Origin of the sequence: Streptomyces sp. NPDC017676 (assembly GCF_044329325.1) — a bacterium.
Classification (GTDB): domain Bacteria; phylum Actinomycetota; class Actinomycetes; order Streptomycetales; family Streptomycetaceae; genus Streptomyces.
The window spans coordinates 43,599-62,858 of record NZ_JBIRJA010000004.1; the positions used below are offsets into that span (position 1 = coordinate 43,599).

A 19,260-nucleotide genomic window follows, 5' to 3' on the forward strand; every position below is an offset into this window, starting at 1 on the left:
CCCTTTCCGGGAAGTCAGGCGTTCTTCGGTTCGACGCGGGCCACGACGACGTGCGGCCGGCCGGGATGGGGCGCGGTGAACGCGGCGTACAGCGCCTCGTGGTCGCGCCCGTCGACGGTCACCGCGGACCAGCCCGCGGCCTCGAACCGGGCGGCGATCCCGCCGGGCAGCGCGTGGCTGGCGGAGGAGTTGTCGATCACGACGGTGTGCAGCCGGTCCAGCCCGGCGGGCCCCGCGAAGGCGATCGCCTCGTGGTTGCTGCCCTCGTCCAGCTCGGCGTCCCCGATCAGCACCCAGACCGCCGGATCGGGCCGGTCCTGCGCCCGCAGGCCCAGCGCGGTGCCCACGGCGATCGGCAGTCCGTGTCCGAGGGAGCCGCTGCCGATCTCGGCCCCCGGCACCAGCACCCGGTCCGGGTGGTGCCCGAGCGGGGAGTCGTAGGACCCGAAGCCCGGCAGCCATGCGACGGGCACGAACCCCTTCGCGGCCAGCACGGCGTAGTACGCCATGGGCCCGTGCCCCTTGCTCAGCAGGAAGCGGTCCCGGGCCGGGTCGTCCCGTCGCTCCGGAGCGACGCGGAGCACCCGGTCGTAGAGCACCCACAGCACGTCGAGCGTGGACGTGGCGGCCGGTCCGTGCTTCTCGTCCCCGGTCATCAGCCCCATCAGCCGGGGCAGGTCGTCGTAGCCGTACGTACGGCTCTGGTCCGTTGCGGTCGTCATGCCGACGATCGTGCAACCTCAACCAAACTTGAGGTCAACCGGGAAAAGGGGCGCGCGACCACCGAGTCGAGTGCGGTATTGTTTCCCTGCGCGTTCGGCCGGGGGAAACCCCAGGTCAGACCGCACCGGGACGTGGCGCAGCTTGGTAGCGCACTTGACTGGGGGTCAAGGGGTCGCAGGTTCAAATCCTGTCGTCCCGACTTGCGAGAGTCGCCGGTGAGGGCCGGTTCCGGAGACATCCGGAACCGGCCCTCGAACGTTCGACGGCGGACGTGAACGGTACTCCCGACGGGTCAGGAAGCCGCCTTGTCGCCCTTGGTGGCGTCGATCACCTGTCCCGCCGGCGGGGGTGCGGCCTTGACCGGCTTCTCGTAGTCCGAGAAGACGACCGTACCGGGATTCTCGCCGCCGGACTGGTCCAGCTTGAGAATGTACGGCTTTCCCTCCGTGGCGACGTACATGGTGATGCTTTCGCCGCCGCCCTTCTTTTTCTTCAAGGCGATGGCCTTCCGGCCGTTGACCGTGGTGACATCGCCCTTCGTCATTCCCTTGCGCTCGGACTTGTCGCTGTCCATGTCGGCCAGGAATCCCTGCTTGTCGCACAGCCCCGTCGTGCGCGCGTCGCCGACCGGTACCTTCACCCAGCGGCCGCTCAGTGCCCGGACCTCCTTCTGCCGGCCGGCCGAGCCCTTGGCGGCGTTGCCCCAGAACTCCTCGTCGCCCTTGATGTATGTGGCCTGACCTGCGTGGATGACGTCGGCCGAGCCTCGGTCCATGGACATTCGGCCCTTGCAGTTCTTCTGGGTGTCGACGTGGAAGTCGACCGTCAGGGGCTGCCCTTCCGCGGAGACCTTGCCGGCCATGCGCAGCGATGCGGCGTTCCGGGTGGCGGTCACCGCCTTGGCGGCCACCTGGTCCGCGCTCTGCCCTTTGAACGGCTGGTCCGACGATCCCTCGTCCGAGCATCCCGCGGCGCCCACGGCGGCGGTCGCACAGATCACGGACGCGGCTAAGGTGCGGCTCACAGACATGCAAAACCCTTCCCGGGAAATCTGCTGCATTTCCTGGGCGGCCGCTCTTCCATCTTCACGGCCGCCGTGGAAGTCCGGTTTCCCGGGAATTGTGGAATAGTCACTTCCTCTTCCTGAGCGGACCGTGGCGCTGGTGACGATCGGTCAGAAGGCCAGCCCCACGTGCGCCAGCGCCTGCTTCAGCAGCACCCCGTGACCGCCCGGCATCTCGTTCTGCACCGCCGGTGAGGCGGCCTCCTGGGGGCTGAACCAGACGAGGTCCAGCGCGTCCTGGCGGGGTCGGCAGTCGCCGGTCACCGGCACGATGTAGGCCAGGGACACCGCGTGCTGGCGCGGGTCGTGGTACGGCGTGATGCCCGCCGTCGGGAAGTACTCCGCGACCGTGAACGGCTGGAGCGAGGCGGGGACGCGCGGCAGGGCGACCGGGCCGAGGTCCTTCTCCAGGTGGCGCAGCAGCGCGTCACGGACCCGCTCGTGGTGCAGCACCCGGCCGGAGACCAGGGTCCGGCTGACCGTCCCGTCCGGGCCGATGCGCAGCAGCAGCCCGATACTGGTGACTTCACCGCTGTCGTCCACGCGCACGGGCACGGCCTCGACGTACAGGATCGGCATCCGGGCCCTGGCCATCTCCAGTTCGTCCGTGGTCAGCCAGCCGGGCGTGGTCTCGGTCATGTCAGACATTGCTTGATCATACTTTCCGGGTGGGGCGCCCGCTGGAATCGCGGGCCGGTTCGGATACGGGCGGTCCGTACAGTCGGCGGGCGTTGTCGCGGCCCGTCCAGGCCGCGATCCGCAGGGCGTCGGCGAGGCTCAACTCGTCGGCGTCCACGCGCTCTTGCAGCAGATCGGCGAGGCCCTGCCGGAAGCACAGGGCACCCAGGTGGTGGAACTCGGACACACCATAGGCGTCGGAGCTGTACAGCAGTTTGCGGAACGGGGTGATCTCCAGTGCCTCCTCCAGGACCGCCCGGCACCGGGCCGGCCCGGTGTAGTGCAGGGCGAGCCCGACGTCCAGGTGGACATGCTCGAACACCGCGGCCAGATAGGCGGCCTGGCGGTGGTACGGCCAGCAGTGCAGCAGCAGCACCGGGATCGTGCCGGCGGTCCGGTGCAGCCAGTCGGTGAGCAGGGCGGGGTCCGCGCGGTGGAGCCGTACGTCCGCGTCGCCGAAGCCGGTGTGCAGTTGCAGCGGCAGCCCCAGGTCGACGGCGGTCCACAGCAGGTGCCGGACCAGGACCGGGTCAGTGAGGCGTCCGCCCCGCGCCAGCCAGTGCCGGGCGGCCTGTGTCACCTCGGCCCCGGCCGGGCGTTCCGGGTCCAGGGCGAAACCCGTGCGGTAGGCCGCGACGGACTTCACCGCGACCACGCCCGGCCGCCGTACGGCCTCCTCGGCGGCCGCGCGGAACACGGCCGCGTACTCGCCCGCCTCCACACCCCGCGCCGCCACCGACTCCGCGATACCCTCCAGCCGTACGACCTCGCAGGCCGCGGCACCGGCGGCCGCCGCCAGCTCGGCGGGGGTGGTGAGAGGGTGCGGGGCGTAGCCGGTGTCCACGCAGAACACCCCGGCTCCGGCCGCCGTCAGGAAGCGGCGGTTGACCTCCCGCCAGCCCAGCTCGGCGCGCCGGGCCACGTAGTCGGCGGGCGGCGCGTGGCGGGGGAGGTCCAGCAGGGGCGCGCAGTGGCGGCGGACGGCCAGGCCGACCGGGCTGTCGAAGGGCGAGACGTCCGGCCAGGCCTCGCCCTCGGTGATCAGGGACGCGAACTCCGTGCCGCTCAGGTCGGCCGTGACCGCTCCGTGGCAGTGGTGGTCGACGAGCGGCAGCGCGGCGAGGGCCTCGTGGACCGGTCCGGGTGCGGCCATGGTCAGTACGTCCAGCGGTAGGCCGCCGCCACCTGGTCGGGGCCGAGCCCGTCGACGGCCGCCGCCTCGCCGAGCCGTACGGCGATCACCGCGTCCGCGAGGACCGGGCCCAGCGCGGCCCGCGGCACCGGGTCCGCGCGGAACTCCTCCACCGCCTCCGGCAGCGACCGTGGCAGCCGCCGCACGCCCAGGGCCGCCGCCTCCTCGGGGCCGTAGCGGGCCGGATCGCCGGTGATCTCGTCGGGCAGGGCCCGGGCGGTCGTGACGCCGTCGAGTCCGGCGGCGATCACGCAGCCGAGGGCCAGATACGGGTTCGCGGCCAGGTCGACCGGTTTGACCTCCATGTTGGCGTCCTGGTCGTGGCGGCCCGCCGTGCCCGTGATCATCCGCAGGGCGGCCTCGCGGGTCTCGCGGCCCCAGGCGGTGAAGACACCGGCCCACTGGGAGGGCTTCAGCCGCAGATAGCTGGCCGGGCTGGGTGCGGTGACCGCCGTCAGGGCCGGGAGGTGGGCGAGGACCCCGGCCGCGAAGGACTCCGCCTCGGCCGTCATGCCGTACCGGCGCTCGCCGCCGGCGTGCAGGTTCACGCCGTCGCCCCAGCAGGACAGGTGCAGATGGCCGCCGTTGCCGACGCCCTCGGCGGTCACCGCGGGCGCGAACGAGACCCGCAGACCGTGCCGCTGGGCCACCGCCCGGATCGTCTGCCGGACCAGCACGCTCAGGTCGGCCGCCGCCACCGGATCCCGGGCGCCCACCGAGATCTCGAACTGCCCGGGCGCGTACTCGGGGTGCAGTTGGTCGACGTCCACGCCCTGCGCGGCGCACGCGGCCAGCAGATCGGCGGTGTAGTCGCTCAGTGCGACCTGGCGGATCGCGCCGTACGCCGGGCCGGAGACCGCCGGTACGAACTCCCCGGCGGGCGCCGAGCCCAGCCCGACGGACCACTCGATCTCGATCGCCGCCTTGAAGGCGAGGCCGTGCCGCTCGGCGGCGTCCGTGACGGTCCGGCGCAGGAAGGTCCGGCCACAGCCGGGGTGCCGGGCGCCCTCCTGGGTGATGCGGTCCACCGGCGCCCACGCCCAGCCGGGCTGTCCGGCCAGCGGCACCAGCCGGTCCAGGTCCGGGTAGAGCCTCAGGTCGCCGTCGGGGGAGCCGAGCACGTCGGTGCCGACGATCGAGTCGTGGGCGAGGAAGGTGTCGAACACCGGGGACATGCCGACACCCCACGACACGGCCGCCTCCAGCCGGCCGGTGGGGATCGTCTTCACCCGGCCGACGCCCGCGGTGTCCACGTACGCCAGTACGATGCCGCGCACGCCCTGTGCGGCCAGGTCGGCGGTGAGGCCGGCGACCCGGCGCAGGTCCTCGGGACGGCCGCCGGGCACGGGGTCGGCGAAAGTCGTCATGCGTCCTCCTCGGCGGGCCCGGCCCGCGCGCGGCCGGGGTCAGGGTTTCACGGCCACCGCGCCGAACTGCGGCACCGGGGCGGCGGACGCCGACTCGGCGCGCCACTGCGAACACGGCACCAGTCCCGGCTCCACCAGGTCCAGACCCTCCAGGAACCCGGCGATCTCGGCACGGCCGCGGGCGGTGATCGGCGGGGTGGCGTGGGCGTTCCAGAACTCCATGGCGGCCACGTTGCCCTCGCCGCCCACGTCACGGTCGTACGTCGGATGGGTGAGGACCAGATGGCTGCCGGCGGGCACCGCCGCCATCAGCCGGCGCACGATGTCCCGGGCCTCGCCGGTGTCCAGCACGAAGTTGAGGATGCCCAGCATCAGCACTGCCACCGGCCGGGTCAGGTCCAGGGTCTCGGCGGCCCGCCGCATGATGCCGTCCGGGTCGTGCGCATCGGCGTCGACGTAGTCCGTGACGCCCTCCGGGGAGCTGGTGAGCAGCGAGCGGGCGTGCACGAGCACGATGGGGTCGTTGTCGACGTACACGATCCGGGACTCGGGGGCGATCCGCTGCGCTGTCTCGTGCGTGTTGTCGGCCGTCGGCAGACCGGTGCCGATGTCGAGGAACTGCCGGATGCCCCGCTCGGCGGCCAGGAAGCGCACCGCCCGCCCCAGGAACTCCCGGTCCGCGCGCGCCACCGCCCGGATCACCGGGAACATCCCGGCGATCTGTTCGCCCACGCGCTGGTCGACCTCGTAGTGGTCCTTGCCGCCGATCCAGTAGTTCCAGACCCGGGCGTTGTGCGCCACGGTGGTGTCCAGCCGTGCCGATCCGGCCCCCGGGGAGTCGACCTCGCTCACCTGTCCGCCCTTCTCACGTGCGGTTCTCCGCCGTCATTGTGCCTCCCGGTGATCGCGCTGTCCCAGGAAACGGTCACGGCGGGCGGTTCCGGACGGCCTTGCGCCCCGCCCTCGGCGGTCCGGGGCAGCACTGAGCTTCGCCCCCGGCGGTCCGGGCAGGCTTGCGCCCCCGTCCCCGGCGGCTCCGGGCAGGCTTGCGCCCCGTCCTCGGCGGTCCGGGCAGGCTCGCGCCCCGGCCCCCGGGCGGTTCGGGCCAGGGTCGCGCCCCGTCCTCGGCGGTCCGGGCAGGCTCGCGCCCCGGCCCCCGGGCGGTTCGGGCCAGGGTCGCGCCCCGGCCCCCGGGCGGTCCCGGCCAGGGTCGCGCCCCCGCCCTCGGCGGTCCGGGCAGGCTTACGCCCCGCCCTCGGCGGTCCGGGGCAGGCTTGCGCCCCGCCCCCGGCGGTCCGGGCAGGCTCGCGCCCCGGCCCCCGGCGGCTCCGGGCAGCCGCGCGACCCGTCCTCCCGGGCGGTTCCGGGTCCCCGGGGCGCATGAGGAACACTGGACCGGTATCCCCGCCCCCGACCGGAAGCAGGACATGCCCGCCACGCCCACGCCCCTCCTCGACGCCTCCGGCCTGCCCGCCGGCCCCGCCGACATCCGGCTGATCGTCACCGACATGGACGGCACGCTGCTGGACGACGCCAAGCGGATTCCCGACGGGCTGTGGCCGATGCTCGCCGAACTGCGCCGCCGGGGAGTGCTGTTCAGCCCGGCGAGCGGACGCCAGTACGCCACCCTCTTCCGGCAGTTCGAGGAGGTCGCCGAGGGCATGGTGTTCATCGCGGAGAACGGCACGTACGTGGTCCGCGACGGCGTGGAGCTGAGCTCCGACCCGCTGGACCGATCCGTCGCCGCCGGGGTGGCCCGGACGGCGCGGCGGCTGGTCGCGGACGGCACGGACGTCGGCGCGGTCGTCTGCGGCAAGCGGGCGGCGTACGTCGAGCGGACCGACGAGGCGTTCCTGGCGGAGGTGCGCAAGTACTACGTCGAGCACCGGATCGTCGAGGACGTCACCGCCGTGGACGACGAGATGATCAAGGTCGCGCTGTTCGACTTCGGGTCCGCCGAGCACACCACCGCCCCGGCACTCGCGGAGTTCGCCGCGACCCACCAGGTCGTCGTCTCCGGCGAGCACTGGGTGGACGTGATGAACCGCACGGCCGACAAGGGCACCGCTCTGCGCGGCCTCCAACGGGCGCTCGGCATCACGCCCGCCCAGACCATGGTGTTCGGCGACTACCTGAACGATCTGGAGATGCTCGACGCCGCCGAGTGGTCCTTCGCCATGGCGGGCGCCCACCCGGAGGTGATCCGGCGGGCCCGCCACCTGGCCCCGTCCAACAACGACGACGGCGTACTGCGGACCGTCGCCCGTGTGCTGGACCTGCCGTACGACGGCGTCAGGGCTTGACCGCGACCCCGCCGTACAGCGAGACCGGCCCGTCGGGCGCTTCCTCGGGCCGCCACTCGGCCACCGACACGATCCCGGGCTCCAGCAGCCGCAGTCCCTCGAAGAAGGTGCCCACCTCGGCCTGCGAACGTGCCACCAGGGTGACCCCGCCGGCCGCGTAGGCCGCGATGCCCCGCTGGACGTTCTCCGGCTCGAAGTCGGCGGTCATGGTCGACAGCACCAGACAGCTGCCCGGCGCCAGCGCGCCGACCAGGGTGTCCACCAGGTCGTGGGCGCCGTCCTCGTCGGCGATGAAGTGGAGCAGCGCGACGAGGGAGAGGGCCACCGGGCGGTCGAGGTCCAGGACGCGGGCGGCCTGCCCGAGGATCGCGCGCGGATCGCGGGCGTCGGCCTGCACGTACTCGGTCACGCCCTGCGGGGTACCGCGCAGCAGCGCGTTCGCGTGGGCCAGCACGATGGGGTCGTTGTCGACGTACACCACGCGGGCGTCGGGTGCCACGGACTGGGCGATCTGGTGCAGGTTCGGCTCGGTCGGTATGCCGGTGCCGATGTCCAGGAACTGGCGGATCCCCCGCTCCGCGGCCAGCATCCGCGTGCTGCGGCGCATGAACGCCCGGTTGGCGCGGGCGGCCTTGGGGGCGCCCCCGTCGATCGCCGCGATCCGCCGGCCCAGTTCCTCGTCGACCGGGTAGTTGTCCTTGCCGCCGAGGAACCAGTCGTACACCCGGGCCGGATGCGGTCTGGTCGTGTCGATGCCGTCCTGGATCCGCGGCCCTGTCCCCGTCACGTGCAGCTCCTCCACCCGTCCGGCCCCGGTGGTCACTCCGGGACGTGCGGGGAGCAGTCTGACACGATCAAGTGGCCCGGCGCAGACAGTCTTCGGCCACCTGTTCGTCGAGCGCCGCCCGGACCAACGCGGCTGCCAGGACGGCCGGTTGGGTGTCGCCGGCCAGCTCGGTCAGCTTCGATGGGTCCTTCGGCAGGCCGAGCCGCCCGGCCCCGGACAGCGCCTTGCCGTCCAGGTAGGGCGCGACGTCCGGCCACACCCGCTGCGCCTCGCGCAGGAAGATGTCGGCGCCGGCCGGCCCGATGCCCGGCTCCTCCTGGAGCAGCCGCTTCAGCTCGCCGGCGTCGCCCTCCGCCTCCCGGTGCAGCCGGCGCAGGTCGCCGCCCCAGCGTTCGGTCAGCAGCTCGGCGCCGTCGCCGAGCTGGGTCGCGGTGCGCTCGTCGTACCGGCGGTAGCCGCCCCGGCCGAGCGCGTCCACCCGCCGCTGCCAGTCGGCCTCGGCCATCCGGCGGGGGCTGTCCAGGTGCTCCTCGTGCAGGGCCCGGGCGGCGGCGACCGCGACGGAGGCCCGGATCCGTGCGCTGAGCAGCAGGGAGAGCACGAGCAGCCGGTACAGCGGCTGCGGGGTGTCCTTCAGGCGGATGCCCGCCTCCTCGGCGTACGTCCGCCCGTACTCGGACACCAGCTCGCGCACGACCCGTTCGTCCCGGTCCATGGTGGGGTCCCGGCTAGGGCTTGAGCGGGTCGTGGCCCAGCGTCATCAGCCGGTGCCGGCGCCGGGTGTCCTCCGGCGTGTTCTCCGGCTCGGGCTCGTTCTCCATGTCGACCAGGTCACCGACCGTGTCGACGACCTTGTGCATGACCCGGACGTCGTCGTCGGTGAGGTCGGTACGGCGCTTCTGCAGGATGGCGAGGACGTGTCGGCCGGTGGGCGGGCCCGCCTCCTCCGGCAGTGGTTCCGTCTCCTCGTCGGCGTCCCGGACCTTGAGCCAGGCCGCGAGTTCCGCGGAGGTCATGTTCACCACGCGGTGGAAGTCCTCCCACAGCGCCTCGATCTCCAGTGCGTCGGCCATGGATCTCCCCCTTCCGTGCGGGAGTGGGTGTATCAGCTGGCGGCGTCGTCGCGCGGGTGGTTCTCGGCCTCGAACATCCAGCGCTGCTTCTCCAGGTCGGCGGTGACGGAGATCAGCAGGTCCTGGGTGACCGGGTCGGCCTTCTCGGTCGCCTCGATCCGCTCGCGCAGCCGGCCGATGGCGGCCTCCAGCGCCGACACCATCAGCTCCACGGCCTCGGTGTCGCGCAGCCAGCCGTCCTTGGCGCCGGGCAGCGCGAAGGTCGCGGCGATGGTCTCCGGCCGGCCGTCCGGCGGCACGCCCAGCGCGGCGGCACGCTCGGCCACCGTGTCCGAGTGGCTCCGGGCCGTGGCGACCACCTCGTCGAGCTGGAGGTGGATCGACCGGAACCGCGGGCCCACGACGTTCCAGTGCGCCTGCTTGCCGATCAGCGACAGCCCGAGCAGGTCCACCAGGGTCTCCTGCAGGGCGGTTCCGGTGACGCCGAGCGCCTCCTCGGGCAGCGTGCTCTTGACCACGGTCATGGTCCGTCTATCCCCTTTCGGCAGCTTCCACGGTCATGTCCGACAGGGCGGGTGCCCGCTGCGTGGGGGAGCAAACCGGCTGATCAGCGGGGTACTACCCGGTCCAGGAAGGCCAGCAGCTCCGCGAAGACCTCCTCCTTGCAGGTCTCGTGGAACACCTCGTGCCGCGCCTCCGGGAAGATCCGCGCGGTCAGCCGGCCGCCGCTCAGCCGCTCCACGCCGGTCCGGCTCCCGGCCGGCGGCACCAGCCGGTCGTCGTCGCCGTGCAGCCACAGCAGCGGCAGCCCGCCGACGTCACCGTCCCGGGCGACGGTCTCCAGCGTCCGGGCGAACGCCTCCAGCGTCGGCCGCTTCATGGGCCCGTGCCAGACCAGCGGGTCGGCCGCGTACGCGGCACCCACGGCCGGGTCCCGGGAGAGCGCGGACGGGCTGATCGGGACGTCCGGGATCTCCTCCAGGGCCAGCAGTCGCCCCGGCAGGTCCCAGGCGCCGATCACCGGGCCGGACAGGACCAGGGCGCTCAGTTCGCCGCCGTACCGCTGGGCGTAGCGGGCCGCGATCAGTCCGCCCATGGAGTGGCCCACCAGGACCAGCGGCAGGCCGGGACGCGCGGCGCGGGCCCGGTCCGCCACCGTGTGCACGTCCGTGACCACGTCCTCGAAGTCCTCGATCACCACTCGCTCCCCGGCCGACCGGCCGTGGCCGGCGTGGTCCGGCGCGTACACGGCGGCGCCGTGCCCCGTGAGCCGGGCGGCGAGTTCCGCGTACCGGCCGGCGTGCTCGCCGTACCCGTGCACCAGGAGCGCCAGGCAGCGGGGGGCCGGATGCGGCCACTCCCGTACGGCGAGGGCTCCGTGCGTGCCGTCGAGGACGTGCTCGCGGACGTGGGGCATCTCTCCTCCAGCTGCCTCGGGGAAGGTCCTGGGGATCTTCCCAGGGGAGCGGTCCGCGGTCTATAGTCCAAAACTAGCAGTGCTAATTAACTGCTGCCGGACAGCGGAAGAGCTGTCGTGAGGTCCGTGCTGATCCACAGCGTCGTAGGTCAGGAGTCCCAGCCGTGCGTCCCGTCCACTTCGCGGCCGCCCGCCGCACCCCCATCGGCAAGCTGCGCGGAGCCCTCTCGCCGGTCCGCCCCGACGATCTCGCCGCGACCGTCATCCGCCATCTGGTGGCCGACGTGCCCGCGCTCGACCCCGCCCGCATCGACGACGTCTACTGGGGCGCCGCCAACCAGGCCGGTGAGGACAACCGCAACGTCGCCCGCATGGCCGCCCTGCTCGCCGGACTGCCCGACTCCGTGCCCGGCGCCACCGTCAACCGGCTGTGCGCCTCCGGACTCGAAGCGGTCACCACCGCCGCCCGGACCATCGCCGCCGGCGAGGCCGACATCGTGATCGCCGGTGGCTCCGAGTCCATGAGCCGTGCCCCCTTCGTCCTGCCCCGCCCCGACGAGGCCCTGCCGCAGCGCATCGAGACCTACGACACCCGGCTCGGCTGGCGGCTGGTCAACCCCGCCATGAAGGAGCTGCACGGCCTGCTCTCCATGGGCGAGACCGCCGAGGAGGTCGCCGAGCGGTACGGCATCGCGCGCGAGCGCCAGGACGAGTTCGCCCTGCGCAGCCACCGACTCGCCGCCACCGCGCGCAAGAACGGCCACTTCGACGACGAACTCCTGCCCGTGGAGCGCCCCGACGGCATCGTGGTCGAGCAGGACGAGTGCGTCCGCGAGGACACCTCACTGGAGAAGCTCTCCCGGCTGAGGCCGGTCTTCCGCGCGGACGGCACCGTCACCGCCGGCAACGCCTCGCCGATGAACGACGGCGCGGCCGGGCTGCTGCTGGTCAGCGAGGAGGCCCTGAACGAGCTGGGCCTGGAGTCCCTGGGACGCTACATCGCGGGCGCCTCCGCCGGCGTCCACCCGGACGTGATGGGCCTCGGTCCGGTCCCCGCCACCCGCAAGGCGCTGGCCCGGGCCGGCTGGGAGACCGGCGACGTCCAGGAGGCCGAGTTCAACGAGGCGTTCGCCGCGCAGGCACTCGCGTGCGTCGACCAGCTCGGCATCGACCCCGACCTGGTCAACCCCTCCGGCGGCGCCATCGCCCTCGGCCACCCCCTCGGCTGCTCCGGCGCCCGCATCCTCACCACCCTGCTGCACCGCATGCGCCGCACGGGCGCGCGGCGGGGGCTCGCGACGATGTGCGTGGGGGTGGGACAGGGGAGCGCGGTGCTGGTCGAGAGGCACTAGAGCTTCCCCGAAGGGGGCTCCCCGCGAGGGGAATCCGGAACACGAGCCGCAGCAAGGAAACGGAGCAGCACTCCATGGCCACCCTGTCCGTCGCCGCCATCCTCGCCGAGAACGCCCGGCGCCGCCCCGGCAAGACCGCCCTGGTCGAAGGCGACCTGCGGCTCACCTTCGCCGACGCGTGGCAGCGCGCGCTGGCCCAGGCGGGCGCGCTCACCGCTCTCGGCGTACGGCCCGGCGACCGGGTCGCCCTCATGGCCCCCAACACCGCGGAGTTCCCGGTGGCGTACTACGCGATCGCCGCGGCGGGCGGGGTCGTCGTCCCCGTGCACCTGCTGCTCTCCGCCGGGGAGGTCGAACACGTGCTGCGCGACAGCGGGGCCACCCTGCTGCTGGTCCACCCGGCCCAGGCTCAGACCGGGACGGCCGCCGCACGCGCCACGGGCGTCCGGGCGGTCACCCTCGGCACGGAGTTCGAGAAGCTCGCGGCCGACGCCGAGCCCCTCGCGTCGTACGTCACCCGGGCTGCCGACGACCCGGCGGTGATCTTCTACACCAGCGGCACGACCGGTGTCCCCAAGGGCGCCGTCCTCAGCCACTTCAACCTGGTGATGAACGCGACCGTCAACGCCTTTGACGCCAACGACATCCGCGCCGACGACATCGCCCTCGGCGCGCTGCCGCTGTTCCACGCCTTCGGCCAGACCGTCTCGCTCAACTCCACCTGGCGGGCCGGCGCCACGCTCGTGCTGCTGCCCCGCTTCGACGCGGCCCGCGCCATCGACCTGATGGTGCGCGAGGGCGTGAACACCTTCCACGGCGTGCCCACCATGTTCATCGCCCTCGCGGCGGCCGCCGCGGACGCGGAGCGGCTCCCGGTGCTGCGCGTGTGCGTCTCCGGCGGGGCCTCGCTCCCGGTGGCCGTACTGGAGCGGTTCGAGGCCGCGTTCGGAGCGAAGATCTACGAGGGGTACGGGCTGTCGGAGACCTCGCCGACCGCCACCGTCAACCAGCCGGTGTTCGGCACGAAGGCCGGCACCATCGGCCACCCGCTGTGGGGCATCGACGTGGAGATCGCCAGGGCCGAGGTGGAGGGCCGGATCGAGCTGCTGCCGCCCGGTGAGGTGGGCGAGGTCGTCATCCGCGGCCACAACGTCTTCTCCGGCTACCTCGGCCGCCCCGAGGCCACCGCCGAGGCCCTGGTGGACGGCTGGTTCCGCACCGGCGACCTCGGCACCAAGGACGACGAGGGCTTCCTGCGGATCGTCGACCGGAAGAAGGACGTCATCATCCGCGGCGGCTACAACGTCTACCCGCGGGAGGTCGAGGAGGTCCTGATGCGCCACCCCGAGATCGCCCAGGTCGCCGTCATCGGCCTGCCCGACGACCTGCACGGCGAGGAGGTGTGCGCCGTCGTCGTCCCGGCGCCCGGCGCCACGCCGGACGCCGCCGCGCTCACCGAGTGGTCCAAGGAGCACCTGGGCAGGCACAAGTACCCGCGGCGGGTGGAGGTGGCGGACGCGCTGCCGCTCGGGCCGAGCATGAAGGTGCTCAAGCGGGAGCTGCGGGCGCGGTACACGGGCCGTTAGGCGCCGCGCCGGCCCTCGCACCGGGACCGACCGGCGAGACGCTGCTTACGCCGGACCCATGCGTGTGCATAGCATCGGTTCCTCCATGAACACGATGACGCTCTGGCACATATCCGGCTGGGGGTTCGCGGCGCTCGCCTTCGCGGCCCTGCTGGTCGGCTTCTCCAAGACGGCCGTCAGCGGGGCCAACACGGTCAGTCTCGCGATCTTCGCGGCGGTCCTGCCAGCCCGCGCCTCCACCGGCGTACTGCTGCCCGTCCTGATCGCCGGTGACGTGCTCGCCGTCCTCACCTACCGGCGGCACGCGCACTGGCCCACCCTGTGGCGGCTGTTCCCGGCCGTGGCGGCGGGCGTGGTGGCCGGCACGCTGTTCCTGGTGTGGGCCGACGACGGGATCGTACGGACGTCGATCGGCGCGATCCTGCTGCTGATGGCCGGGGTGACGCTGTGGCGGCGGCGGACGGCCGGCACCCCGGAGGACCCGGACGAGGTCGGCACCCGGGCGGGCCGCGTCAAGGCCCGCTCGTACGGTGTGCTGGGCGGGTTCACGACGATGGTCGCCAACGCCGGCGGGCCCGTGATGTCGATGTACCTGCTGTCCGCGGGTTTCCGCAAGCTCGGCTTCCTGGGCACCTCCGCGTTCTTCTTCCTCATCGTGAACGTCTCGAAGGTGCCGTTCAGCGCGGGTCTGGGCCTGATCGACGGGCACTCACTGCTCCTCGACGCCGCGCTCGTGGTGTTCGTGGTGCCCGGTGCGCTGTTGGGCAAGTGGGCCGTGAACCGGATCAACCAGCGACTCTTCGAACAACTCGTCATCGCGGCGACGGTCCTGGGCGGCCTGCAACTGCTGCTCCGCTGACCCCGCCGGCCGACCGCTGCTCCGTGGGCCGCCGCTACTCCGCCCGACCGCTGCTCCGCCGGCCGACCGCTACTCCGGCCGCCCCAGCAGCGCCGGGACGCCCGCGAAGGAGTCCAGGACATGGTCCGGGGCGCCGCTCGCGTTCTCGTGTGTCTCCGGCTGGTACTTGCCCGTCTTCACCAGCACCCCGGTCAGCCCGGCCCGCTGCGCCGCGAGCACGTCCGACTCGATGTCGTCGCCGACCATCAGCGCCCGCTCCGCGTCCACTCCCAGCCGGGCGAGCGCCGCCTCGAAGAACGCCGGGGACGGCTTGCCCGTGACCTCTGCCGCCACGCGTGCCGCCCGCTCCAGCCCCAGCAGGAACGCGCCCGAGTCCAGTTGCAGCCCGGCGTCGGTGCGCCAGTACAGGTTGCGGTGCATGGCGACCAGCCGCGCGCCCCGCTGCAACTCGCCGAACGCCCGGTTGAGCGCCGCGTAGTCGAACCCCGGCCCGGCGCCGCCGACCACGACCACGTCGGCACCCTCCTCGACCAGCGTGACGTCGCCCAGGTCCGCGGCGATGTCCCCGCTGTTGAGCAGCAGGCACCGGGCGCCCGGATGGTGCTCGGCGAGATGGGCCGCGGTGACGGCGGGCGCGGTCAGCACGTCGTCCGCGTCCACCTCGAAGCCGGCCTCCGACAGCGTGCCGGCGATCGACGCCCGGGTCCGGGAGGTCGTGTTCGTCACCAGGGCCACGCCGAACCCGGCCGCACGGATGCCGCGCAGCGCCTCCACCGCACCGGGCAGCGGCTTCCAGGACACGGTGAGGACCCCGTCGATGTCGATCAGGACGGCACGCACGGACGCCAGGGACTCCATGCCCCGACGGTAGCGACCCGGGCGGCGGACCGGCCCGTACGACCTCGTACGCTCACCCCTATGCCCGCGCACGTCCTGATCCTCGGCGGCACCACCGAGGCCCGTCGCCTCGCCGCCGACCTCGCCGCCCGGCCCGGGGTACGCGTCACCACCTCGCTCGCCGGCCGGGTCGCCCGGCCCGGGGCGCTGCCCGGCGAGGTGCGGACCGGTGGCTTCGGCGGGCCGGAGGGCCTCGCCGACTGGCTGCGCGCGCACGGGGTGGACGCCCTGGTGGACGCCACCCACCCCTTCGCCGAGTCGATCACGGACCACGCGGCCCGTGCGGCGCGGGCCGCGGGCGTCCCCGCCGTCGTCCTGCGCCGCCCCGGCTGGCGGCCGGGCCCCGGCGACCGCTGGTACGACGTCCCGTCCCTGGCCGCGGCCGCGGAGGCCCTGCCCGGCCTCGGCCGCCGGGTGTTCCTCACCACCGGCCGCCTCGGCCTCGCGGCCTTCGCCCACCTGACGGACCTGCGCTTCCTCGTCCGCTCCGTCGACCCGCCCGAGCCCCCGCTGCCCCCGGACACCAGCATCGTCCTGGCCCGGGGCCCCTTCACGGTCACCGGAGAGACCGAGCTCCTGCGCGCCCACCGGATCGACGTCCTGGTCACCAAGGACAGCGGCGGTGCGGCGACGGCCGCCAAGCTCACGGCGGCACGCGAGCTGGGCCTGCCCGTGGTCGTCGTACGCCGCCCCGCCCTGCCGGCGGGCGTGACCGCCGTACCCGGCGTGGCGGACGCCCTGGCACGGCTGGGCTTCAGCCCGGCCTGACGGCGGCGGCCCTCAGCCGATCGATCGCGCGCAGCACCTCGTCCCGGTTCTTGGCGCTCTTCATCCAGGAGGGGAGACGGGCGACCAGGGTCATCTTCCGGCCGGTGTCGTGCCACGGGGCGCGTTCCCGCAGACCGGCCGCGACATAGCGCCGGACGAGGTCCAGATGCCGCAGGTCGTACGCCCACACCCGGCCGTGCCGGGTCTCGCGCTGCAGCCACAGCCGGGCACGGAAGTACGGATCCCGCGCGGGTCCCGCCGAGCCCGAGTCGAGGACCGCCGACCGGCCGGCCCAGGTGCGGGACAGACCACAGGAACGGCAGACCAGGCACCGGGGTGCGAAGATCGACCGGTCCTCGGCCTCCGGCCGCCGCCGCACATGGGCCACGCGGTCGCAGCGGGGGCAGTGCACCAGCACCGAGTCGAGGAAGTCGTACCTGGTGCTGCGCGGATCGCGGAAGCGGAGGGGCGTTGCGGACATGCCCCGAGTATCACGACGTCCCGCCCCGGCCCGCACCTGCATTTCGGCCCGCTGCCCCGCTCCGTCGTTCGGCCGAGGGGCCGGCCCCGCCCCCTGAGCCCGGTACGTCAGTCCCGCTCGTCCCGCGACGGATGCCGGCGCAGCAGGTACGTGTCCATGATCCAGCCCTTGCGCTCCCGCGCCTCGGCCCGCAGCCGCTCGATGCGCGGAGCGGCCTCGGCGATCGGTCCGGAGACGAGGAGCTCGTCCGGCGTGCCTATGTAGGCGCCCCAGAAGATGTCCATGTCCTCCTCGGTGTACCGCCGGAATGCCTGGTGCGCGTCCAGCATCACCACCACGTCGTCGACCCCCTCCGGGAACCCCTCGGACAGCCGCCGCCCGGTGGTGATCTGCACCGGTCGGGCGACCCGGTTCAGCCCCGTGCGATGCCGGGCGACCAGCGCGGAGACACTGCTGATGCCGGGCACCACGTCGTACGCGAACTCCACCGTGCCCCGCTCCAGCACCTCCTCAAGGATGCCCAGCGTGCTGTCGTACAACGCCGGGTCCCCCCAGACCAGGAAGGCGCCCGTGCCCTCCTCGTCCAGTTCCTCGGCGATCAGCCGCTCGTAGATCCCGGCGCGGGCGCTGCGCCAGTCCCCGACGGCCGGCGAGTAGGCCGACCCGCCCGCCGTGCGGTCCCGCTCCGGATCCCGGGCCTCCACCACCCGGTACGACCCCCCGGGCAGATGCGCGTCCAGCATGTCCCGGCGGAGCCGGGTGAGATCGCTCTTCACCTCACCCTTGTCGAGCAGGAAGAACACGTCCGTGCTCCGCAGCGCCTTGACCGCCTGGAGGGTCAGCTGGTCCGGGTCGCCCGCGCCGATACCGATGACATGAATCTTTCGCACGTCCCGAGTCTGCCGCATCCCACTGACCATCCGTCCACCGCCTCCGCACAGCCTGCGACGACGGTCCGGTCAGGGCGCACACGGGGGCGTCGGGCGACCGCGGGACCCCGTCGCGGGCGGCCGGGGGAGCGGCCGTCACGGACCCAGGCGCGGTGCCTCGGTCTCCGCGTCGATCGGTGCCGAGCCGTTCTCGACCCGTCCCGCCAGCTCACGCGCCCAGCGGGTGAGGCCGGGGAGGTCCAGTCCGTACGGGCGGTCCTCGCCCCGTTCGGCCGCCCACTGCTCGACCGCGCCGGCGCCCCGCCGCAGCAGCCGCGCCCCGCCGACGACGTTCCCGCGGGCCGCGTGGGTGAGGCCCACCGCCAGCTGGGCCAGCCCCCGCCACAGTGCGCGCTCCTCCTGCGGGCCCGACTTCCAGGCGTCCTCGAACACCTCGTGGGCGTGGAACGGCCGCCCCGAGGCCAGCAGCGCCCGTGCCTCGGCGACCGTGTCCTCAGGCGTCCGCAGGACGCCCTCCGGCTGCCGCGGGACGCCCTCGGCGCCGTACGGCAGCGGGCGTCCCAGCCCGTCCCGGGGCCGCGCGTTCCGCGCCCGCCCGGCCACGTCCCGGTCCCTGGCATCCGATGCGCCCGCGTTCGTCATACCGCCGATTGTCCCTCGCACCGCCGGGCCGTCTTCGGCGCACCCCCGGGCGTGGGGTAAAGTGCTGTCCGCACGATCACGCGGGGCACCGCGCGCGAGTGCGACGGGACGTGGCGCAGCTTGGTAGCGCACTTGACTGGGGGTCAAGGGGTCGCAGGTTCAAATCCTGTCGTCCCGACGTGTGGGAATCACAGGTCAGGGCCGGTTTCGGAGGCATCCGCAACCGGCCCTGACCTGTGCGTGGGGACCAGCCGGGGAGCCTGGCCGGCGCTTTCGGTGGCCGCCAGGGAGGCGAGCAGGCGAAGCCCCTCCTCCGAGGGGGAGCCGGGCTCGGCCGTGTAGATGGTCATGCTCAGTCCGGGTTCGGCGGCGAGGTCCAGGGACTCGTAGGCGAGGGTGAGGTCGCCGACGGCCGGGTGCCGGAACCGCTTGGTGCCGGTGCCGTGGCGGCGGACGTCGTGGGCGCCCCAGCGGGTGCGGAACTCCTCGCTGCGGGTGGACAGCTCCCCGACGAGGTCGTGCAGGTCCTTGTCGTGGGGGTCGCGGCCGGCCTCGCGGCGCAGGATGGCCACGGCCATGTCCGCGAACCGGTCCCAGTCGGGGTAGAACCGGCGGGAGGCCGGGTCGAGGAAGTTGAAACGGGCCAGGTTCGCCTGGTTGTCGGGGTTGGCGAACAGCTCGGTGTAGAAGGCACGGGCGAGCGGGTTGGCGGCCAGGACGTCCATCCGGCCGTTGCCGACGACCGCGGGTCCCGCCGTGATCGCGTCGAGGGTCCACTGCAGGCTGCGGTGCGGCGTCCACTGCCGGGAGGTGGTGCGGCGCCGGGGGCGGGTGAGGGCGTCGGAGCCGTCGGCGGCCTGGGCCAGGTGCAGCAGGTGGGCGCGTTCGGCGTCGTCCAGCCGCAGGGCGCGGGCGACGGCCTCCAGGACGGCCGGGGAGGCGCCGGCCAGGTTGCCCCGTTCGAGTTTCGCGTAGTACTCCACGCTCACGTCGGCCAGCGCGGCGACCTCGCTCCTGCGCAGTCCGGGCACGCGCCGCCGGGAACCGGCGGGCAGGCCGGCCTGTTCCGGTGTGATCTTCGCTCGCCGCGAGGTCAGGAACTCGCGGACCTCCTCACGGTTGTCCATGCCTCCGACCGTACGGCCTGTACACCGTGGGAGGGATGTACTGGCAGTACACCTC

At 73.5% G+C, this 19,260-nt stretch carries 21 protein-coding genes and 2 tRNA genes; 7 read left to right on the forward strand and 16 right to left on the reverse strand.

Annotated elements, in window-relative coordinates; all coding sequences use genetic code 11:
• Positions 1 to 14: 14 nt before the first annotated feature.
• A complete protein-coding gene (locus ACH4LD_RS10260) occupies positions 15 to 722 on the reverse strand; it encodes a transketolase (RefSeq protein ID WP_398053806.1) in 708 nt (235 codons plus the stop codon).
• 126 nt (positions 723 to 848) lie between these two features.
• Here ACH4LD_RS10260 and ACH4LD_RS10265 point away from each other — a divergent pair.
• Positions 849 to 922: transfer RNA gene (locus ACH4LD_RS10265), tRNA-Pro, on the forward strand.
• 93 nt (positions 923 to 1,015) lie between these two features.
• Here the strand turns inward: ACH4LD_RS10265 and ACH4LD_RS10270 are convergent.
• The 5 genes from ACH4LD_RS10270 to ACH4LD_RS10290 form a co-directional block, all read right to left on the reverse strand.
• Positions 1,016 to 1,783, reverse strand: a complete 768-nt coding sequence (locus ACH4LD_RS10270; RefSeq protein ID WP_398053807.1) for a hypothetical protein — start codon at positions 1,781 to 1,783, stop codon at positions 1,016 to 1,018.
• A gap of 114 nt (positions 1,784 to 1,897) precedes the next feature.
• Positions 1,898 to 2,434: an NUDIX hydrolase family protein gene (locus tag ACH4LD_RS10275; protein ID WP_086011601.1), complete on the reverse strand. Its 537-nt coding sequence runs from the start codon at positions 2,432 to 2,434 to the stop codon at positions 1,898 to 1,900.
• 7 nt (positions 2,435 to 2,441) lie between these two features.
• Entirely contained in the window at positions 2,442 to 3,617 is a 1,176-nt protein-coding gene (locus tag ACH4LD_RS10280) for an amidohydrolase family protein (RefSeq protein ID WP_398053808.1), read from the reverse strand.
• Positions 3,618 to 3,619: 2 nt separating this feature from the next.
• On the reverse strand, positions 3,620 to 5,023 hold the full coding sequence (locus ACH4LD_RS10285) for a glutamine synthetase (RefSeq protein WP_398053809.1): 1,404 nt from the start codon (positions 5,021 to 5,023) through the stop codon (positions 3,620 to 3,622).
• A gap of 39 nt (positions 5,024 to 5,062) precedes the next feature.
• On the reverse strand, positions 5,063 to 5,875 hold the full coding sequence (locus ACH4LD_RS10290) for an SAM-dependent methyltransferase (protein ID WP_398053810.1): 813 nt from the start codon (positions 5,873 to 5,875) through the stop codon (positions 5,063 to 5,065).
• A 575-nt stretch (positions 5,876 to 6,450) separates the two neighbouring features.
• Here ACH4LD_RS10290 and ACH4LD_RS10295 point away from each other — a divergent pair.
• Positions 6,451 to 7,326: a Cof-type HAD-IIB family hydrolase gene (locus ACH4LD_RS10295; protein WP_398053811.1), complete on the forward strand. Its 876-nt coding sequence runs from the start codon at positions 6,451 to 6,453 to the stop codon at positions 7,324 to 7,326.
• Here the strand turns inward: ACH4LD_RS10295 and ACH4LD_RS10300 are convergent.
• From ACH4LD_RS10300 to ACH4LD_RS10320, 5 genes are all read right to left on the reverse strand, one after another.
• On the reverse strand, positions 7,316 to 8,113 hold the full coding sequence (locus ACH4LD_RS10300) for an SAM-dependent methyltransferase (protein WP_398053812.1): 798 nt from the start codon (positions 8,111 to 8,113) through the stop codon (positions 7,316 to 7,318). The two genes, ACH4LD_RS10295 and ACH4LD_RS10300, sit on opposite strands and share 11 nt — an antisense overlap.
• Positions 8,114 to 8,180: 67 nt before the next feature.
• On the reverse strand, positions 8,181 to 8,828 hold the full coding sequence (locus tag ACH4LD_RS10305) for an endonuclease (RefSeq protein ID WP_132789065.1): 648 nt from the start codon (positions 8,826 to 8,828) through the stop codon (positions 8,181 to 8,183).
• Between the two features lie 13 nt (positions 8,829 to 8,841).
• Positions 8,842 to 9,186 (reverse strand): DUF3140 domain-containing protein, encoded by a 345-nt coding sequence (locus ACH4LD_RS10310; RefSeq protein WP_398053813.1) that lies wholly within the window; start codon positions 9,184 to 9,186, stop codon positions 8,842 to 8,844.
• A 32-nt stretch (positions 9,187 to 9,218) separates the two neighbouring features.
• Positions 9,219 to 9,710, reverse strand: a complete 492-nt coding sequence (locus tag ACH4LD_RS10315; RefSeq protein ID WP_132789063.1) for a DNA starvation/stationary phase protection protein — start codon at positions 9,708 to 9,710, stop codon at positions 9,219 to 9,221.
• Positions 9,711 to 9,793: 83 nt separating this feature from the next.
• Entirely contained in the window at positions 9,794 to 10,603 is an 810-nt protein-coding gene (locus ACH4LD_RS10320) for a lysophospholipase (protein WP_398053814.1), read from the reverse strand.
• Between the two features lie 164 nt (positions 10,604 to 10,767).
• On the opposite strand from ACH4LD_RS10320, the gene ACH4LD_RS10325 reads away from it, so the two are divergent.
• The 3 genes from ACH4LD_RS10325 (at position 10,768) to ACH4LD_RS10335 (ending at position 14,400) form a co-directional block, all read left to right on the forward strand.
• On the forward strand, positions 10,768 to 11,955 hold the full coding sequence (locus tag ACH4LD_RS10325; protein ID WP_398053815.1) for a thiolase family protein: 1,188 nt from the start codon (positions 10,768 to 10,770) through the stop codon (positions 11,953 to 11,955).
• 74 nt (positions 11,956 to 12,029) lie between these two features.
• Positions 12,030 to 13,541 (forward strand): long-chain fatty acid--CoA ligase, encoded by a 1,512-nt coding sequence (locus tag ACH4LD_RS10330; protein WP_398053816.1) that lies wholly within the window; start codon positions 12,030 to 12,032, stop codon positions 13,539 to 13,541.
• An 85-nt stretch (positions 13,542 to 13,626) separates the two neighbouring features.
• Positions 13,627 to 14,400 carry a sulfite exporter TauE/SafE family protein gene (locus ACH4LD_RS10335; RefSeq protein ID WP_132789116.1) on the forward strand — a complete coding sequence of 258 codons (774 nt, stop codon included), beginning with the start codon at positions 13,627 to 13,629 and terminating at the stop codon, positions 14,398 to 14,400.
• 69 nt (positions 14,401 to 14,469) lie between these two features.
• Here ACH4LD_RS10335 and ACH4LD_RS10340 read toward each other — a convergent pair whose 3' ends face one another.
• Complete coding sequence (locus tag ACH4LD_RS10340) at positions 14,470 to 15,249, reverse strand: HAD-IIA family hydrolase (RefSeq protein WP_398054124.1); 780 nt, start codon at positions 15,247 to 15,249, stop codon at positions 14,470 to 14,472.
• A 69-nt stretch (positions 15,250 to 15,318) separates the two neighbouring features.
• Between ACH4LD_RS10340 and ACH4LD_RS10345 the strand changes: the two genes are divergently transcribed.
• On the forward strand, positions 15,319 to 16,065 hold the full coding sequence (locus ACH4LD_RS10345; RefSeq protein ID WP_398053817.1) for a cobalt-precorrin-6A reductase: 747 nt from the start codon (positions 15,319 to 15,321) through the stop codon (positions 16,063 to 16,065).
• On the opposite strand, the gene ACH4LD_RS10350 is transcribed toward ACH4LD_RS10345, so the two are convergent.
• The 3 genes from ACH4LD_RS10350 to ACH4LD_RS10360 form a co-directional block, all read right to left on the reverse strand.
• Entirely contained in the window at positions 16,052 to 16,546 is a 495-nt protein-coding gene (locus ACH4LD_RS10350) for a hypothetical protein (protein WP_398053818.1), read from the reverse strand. The two genes, ACH4LD_RS10345 and ACH4LD_RS10350, sit on opposite strands and share 14 nt — an antisense overlap.
• A gap of 107 nt (positions 16,547 to 16,653) precedes the next feature.
• Positions 16,654 to 17,436, reverse strand: coding sequence for a precorrin-6A synthase (deacetylating) (gene cobF, locus ACH4LD_RS10355; protein WP_398053819.1), 783 nt, complete (start codon positions 17,434 to 17,436; stop codon positions 16,654 to 16,656).
• A gap of 135 nt (positions 17,437 to 17,571) precedes the next feature.
• Positions 17,572 to 18,078, reverse strand: coding sequence for a DUF309 domain-containing protein (locus ACH4LD_RS10360; protein WP_398053820.1), 507 nt, complete (start codon positions 18,076 to 18,078; stop codon positions 17,572 to 17,574).
• A 104-nt stretch (positions 18,079 to 18,182) separates the two neighbouring features.
• Between ACH4LD_RS10360 and ACH4LD_RS10365 the strand changes: the two genes are divergently transcribed.
• Positions 18,183 to 18,256, forward strand: a tRNA-Pro gene (locus ACH4LD_RS10365).
• A gap of 10 nt (positions 18,257 to 18,266) precedes the next feature.
• Here ACH4LD_RS10365 and ACH4LD_RS10370 read toward each other — a convergent pair.
• On the reverse strand, positions 18,267 to 19,205 hold the full coding sequence (locus tag ACH4LD_RS10370) for a helix-turn-helix transcriptional regulator (RefSeq protein WP_398053821.1): 939 nt from the start codon (positions 19,203 to 19,205) through the stop codon (positions 18,267 to 18,269).
• Between the last annotated feature and the right edge of the window lie 55 nt (positions 19,206 to 19,260).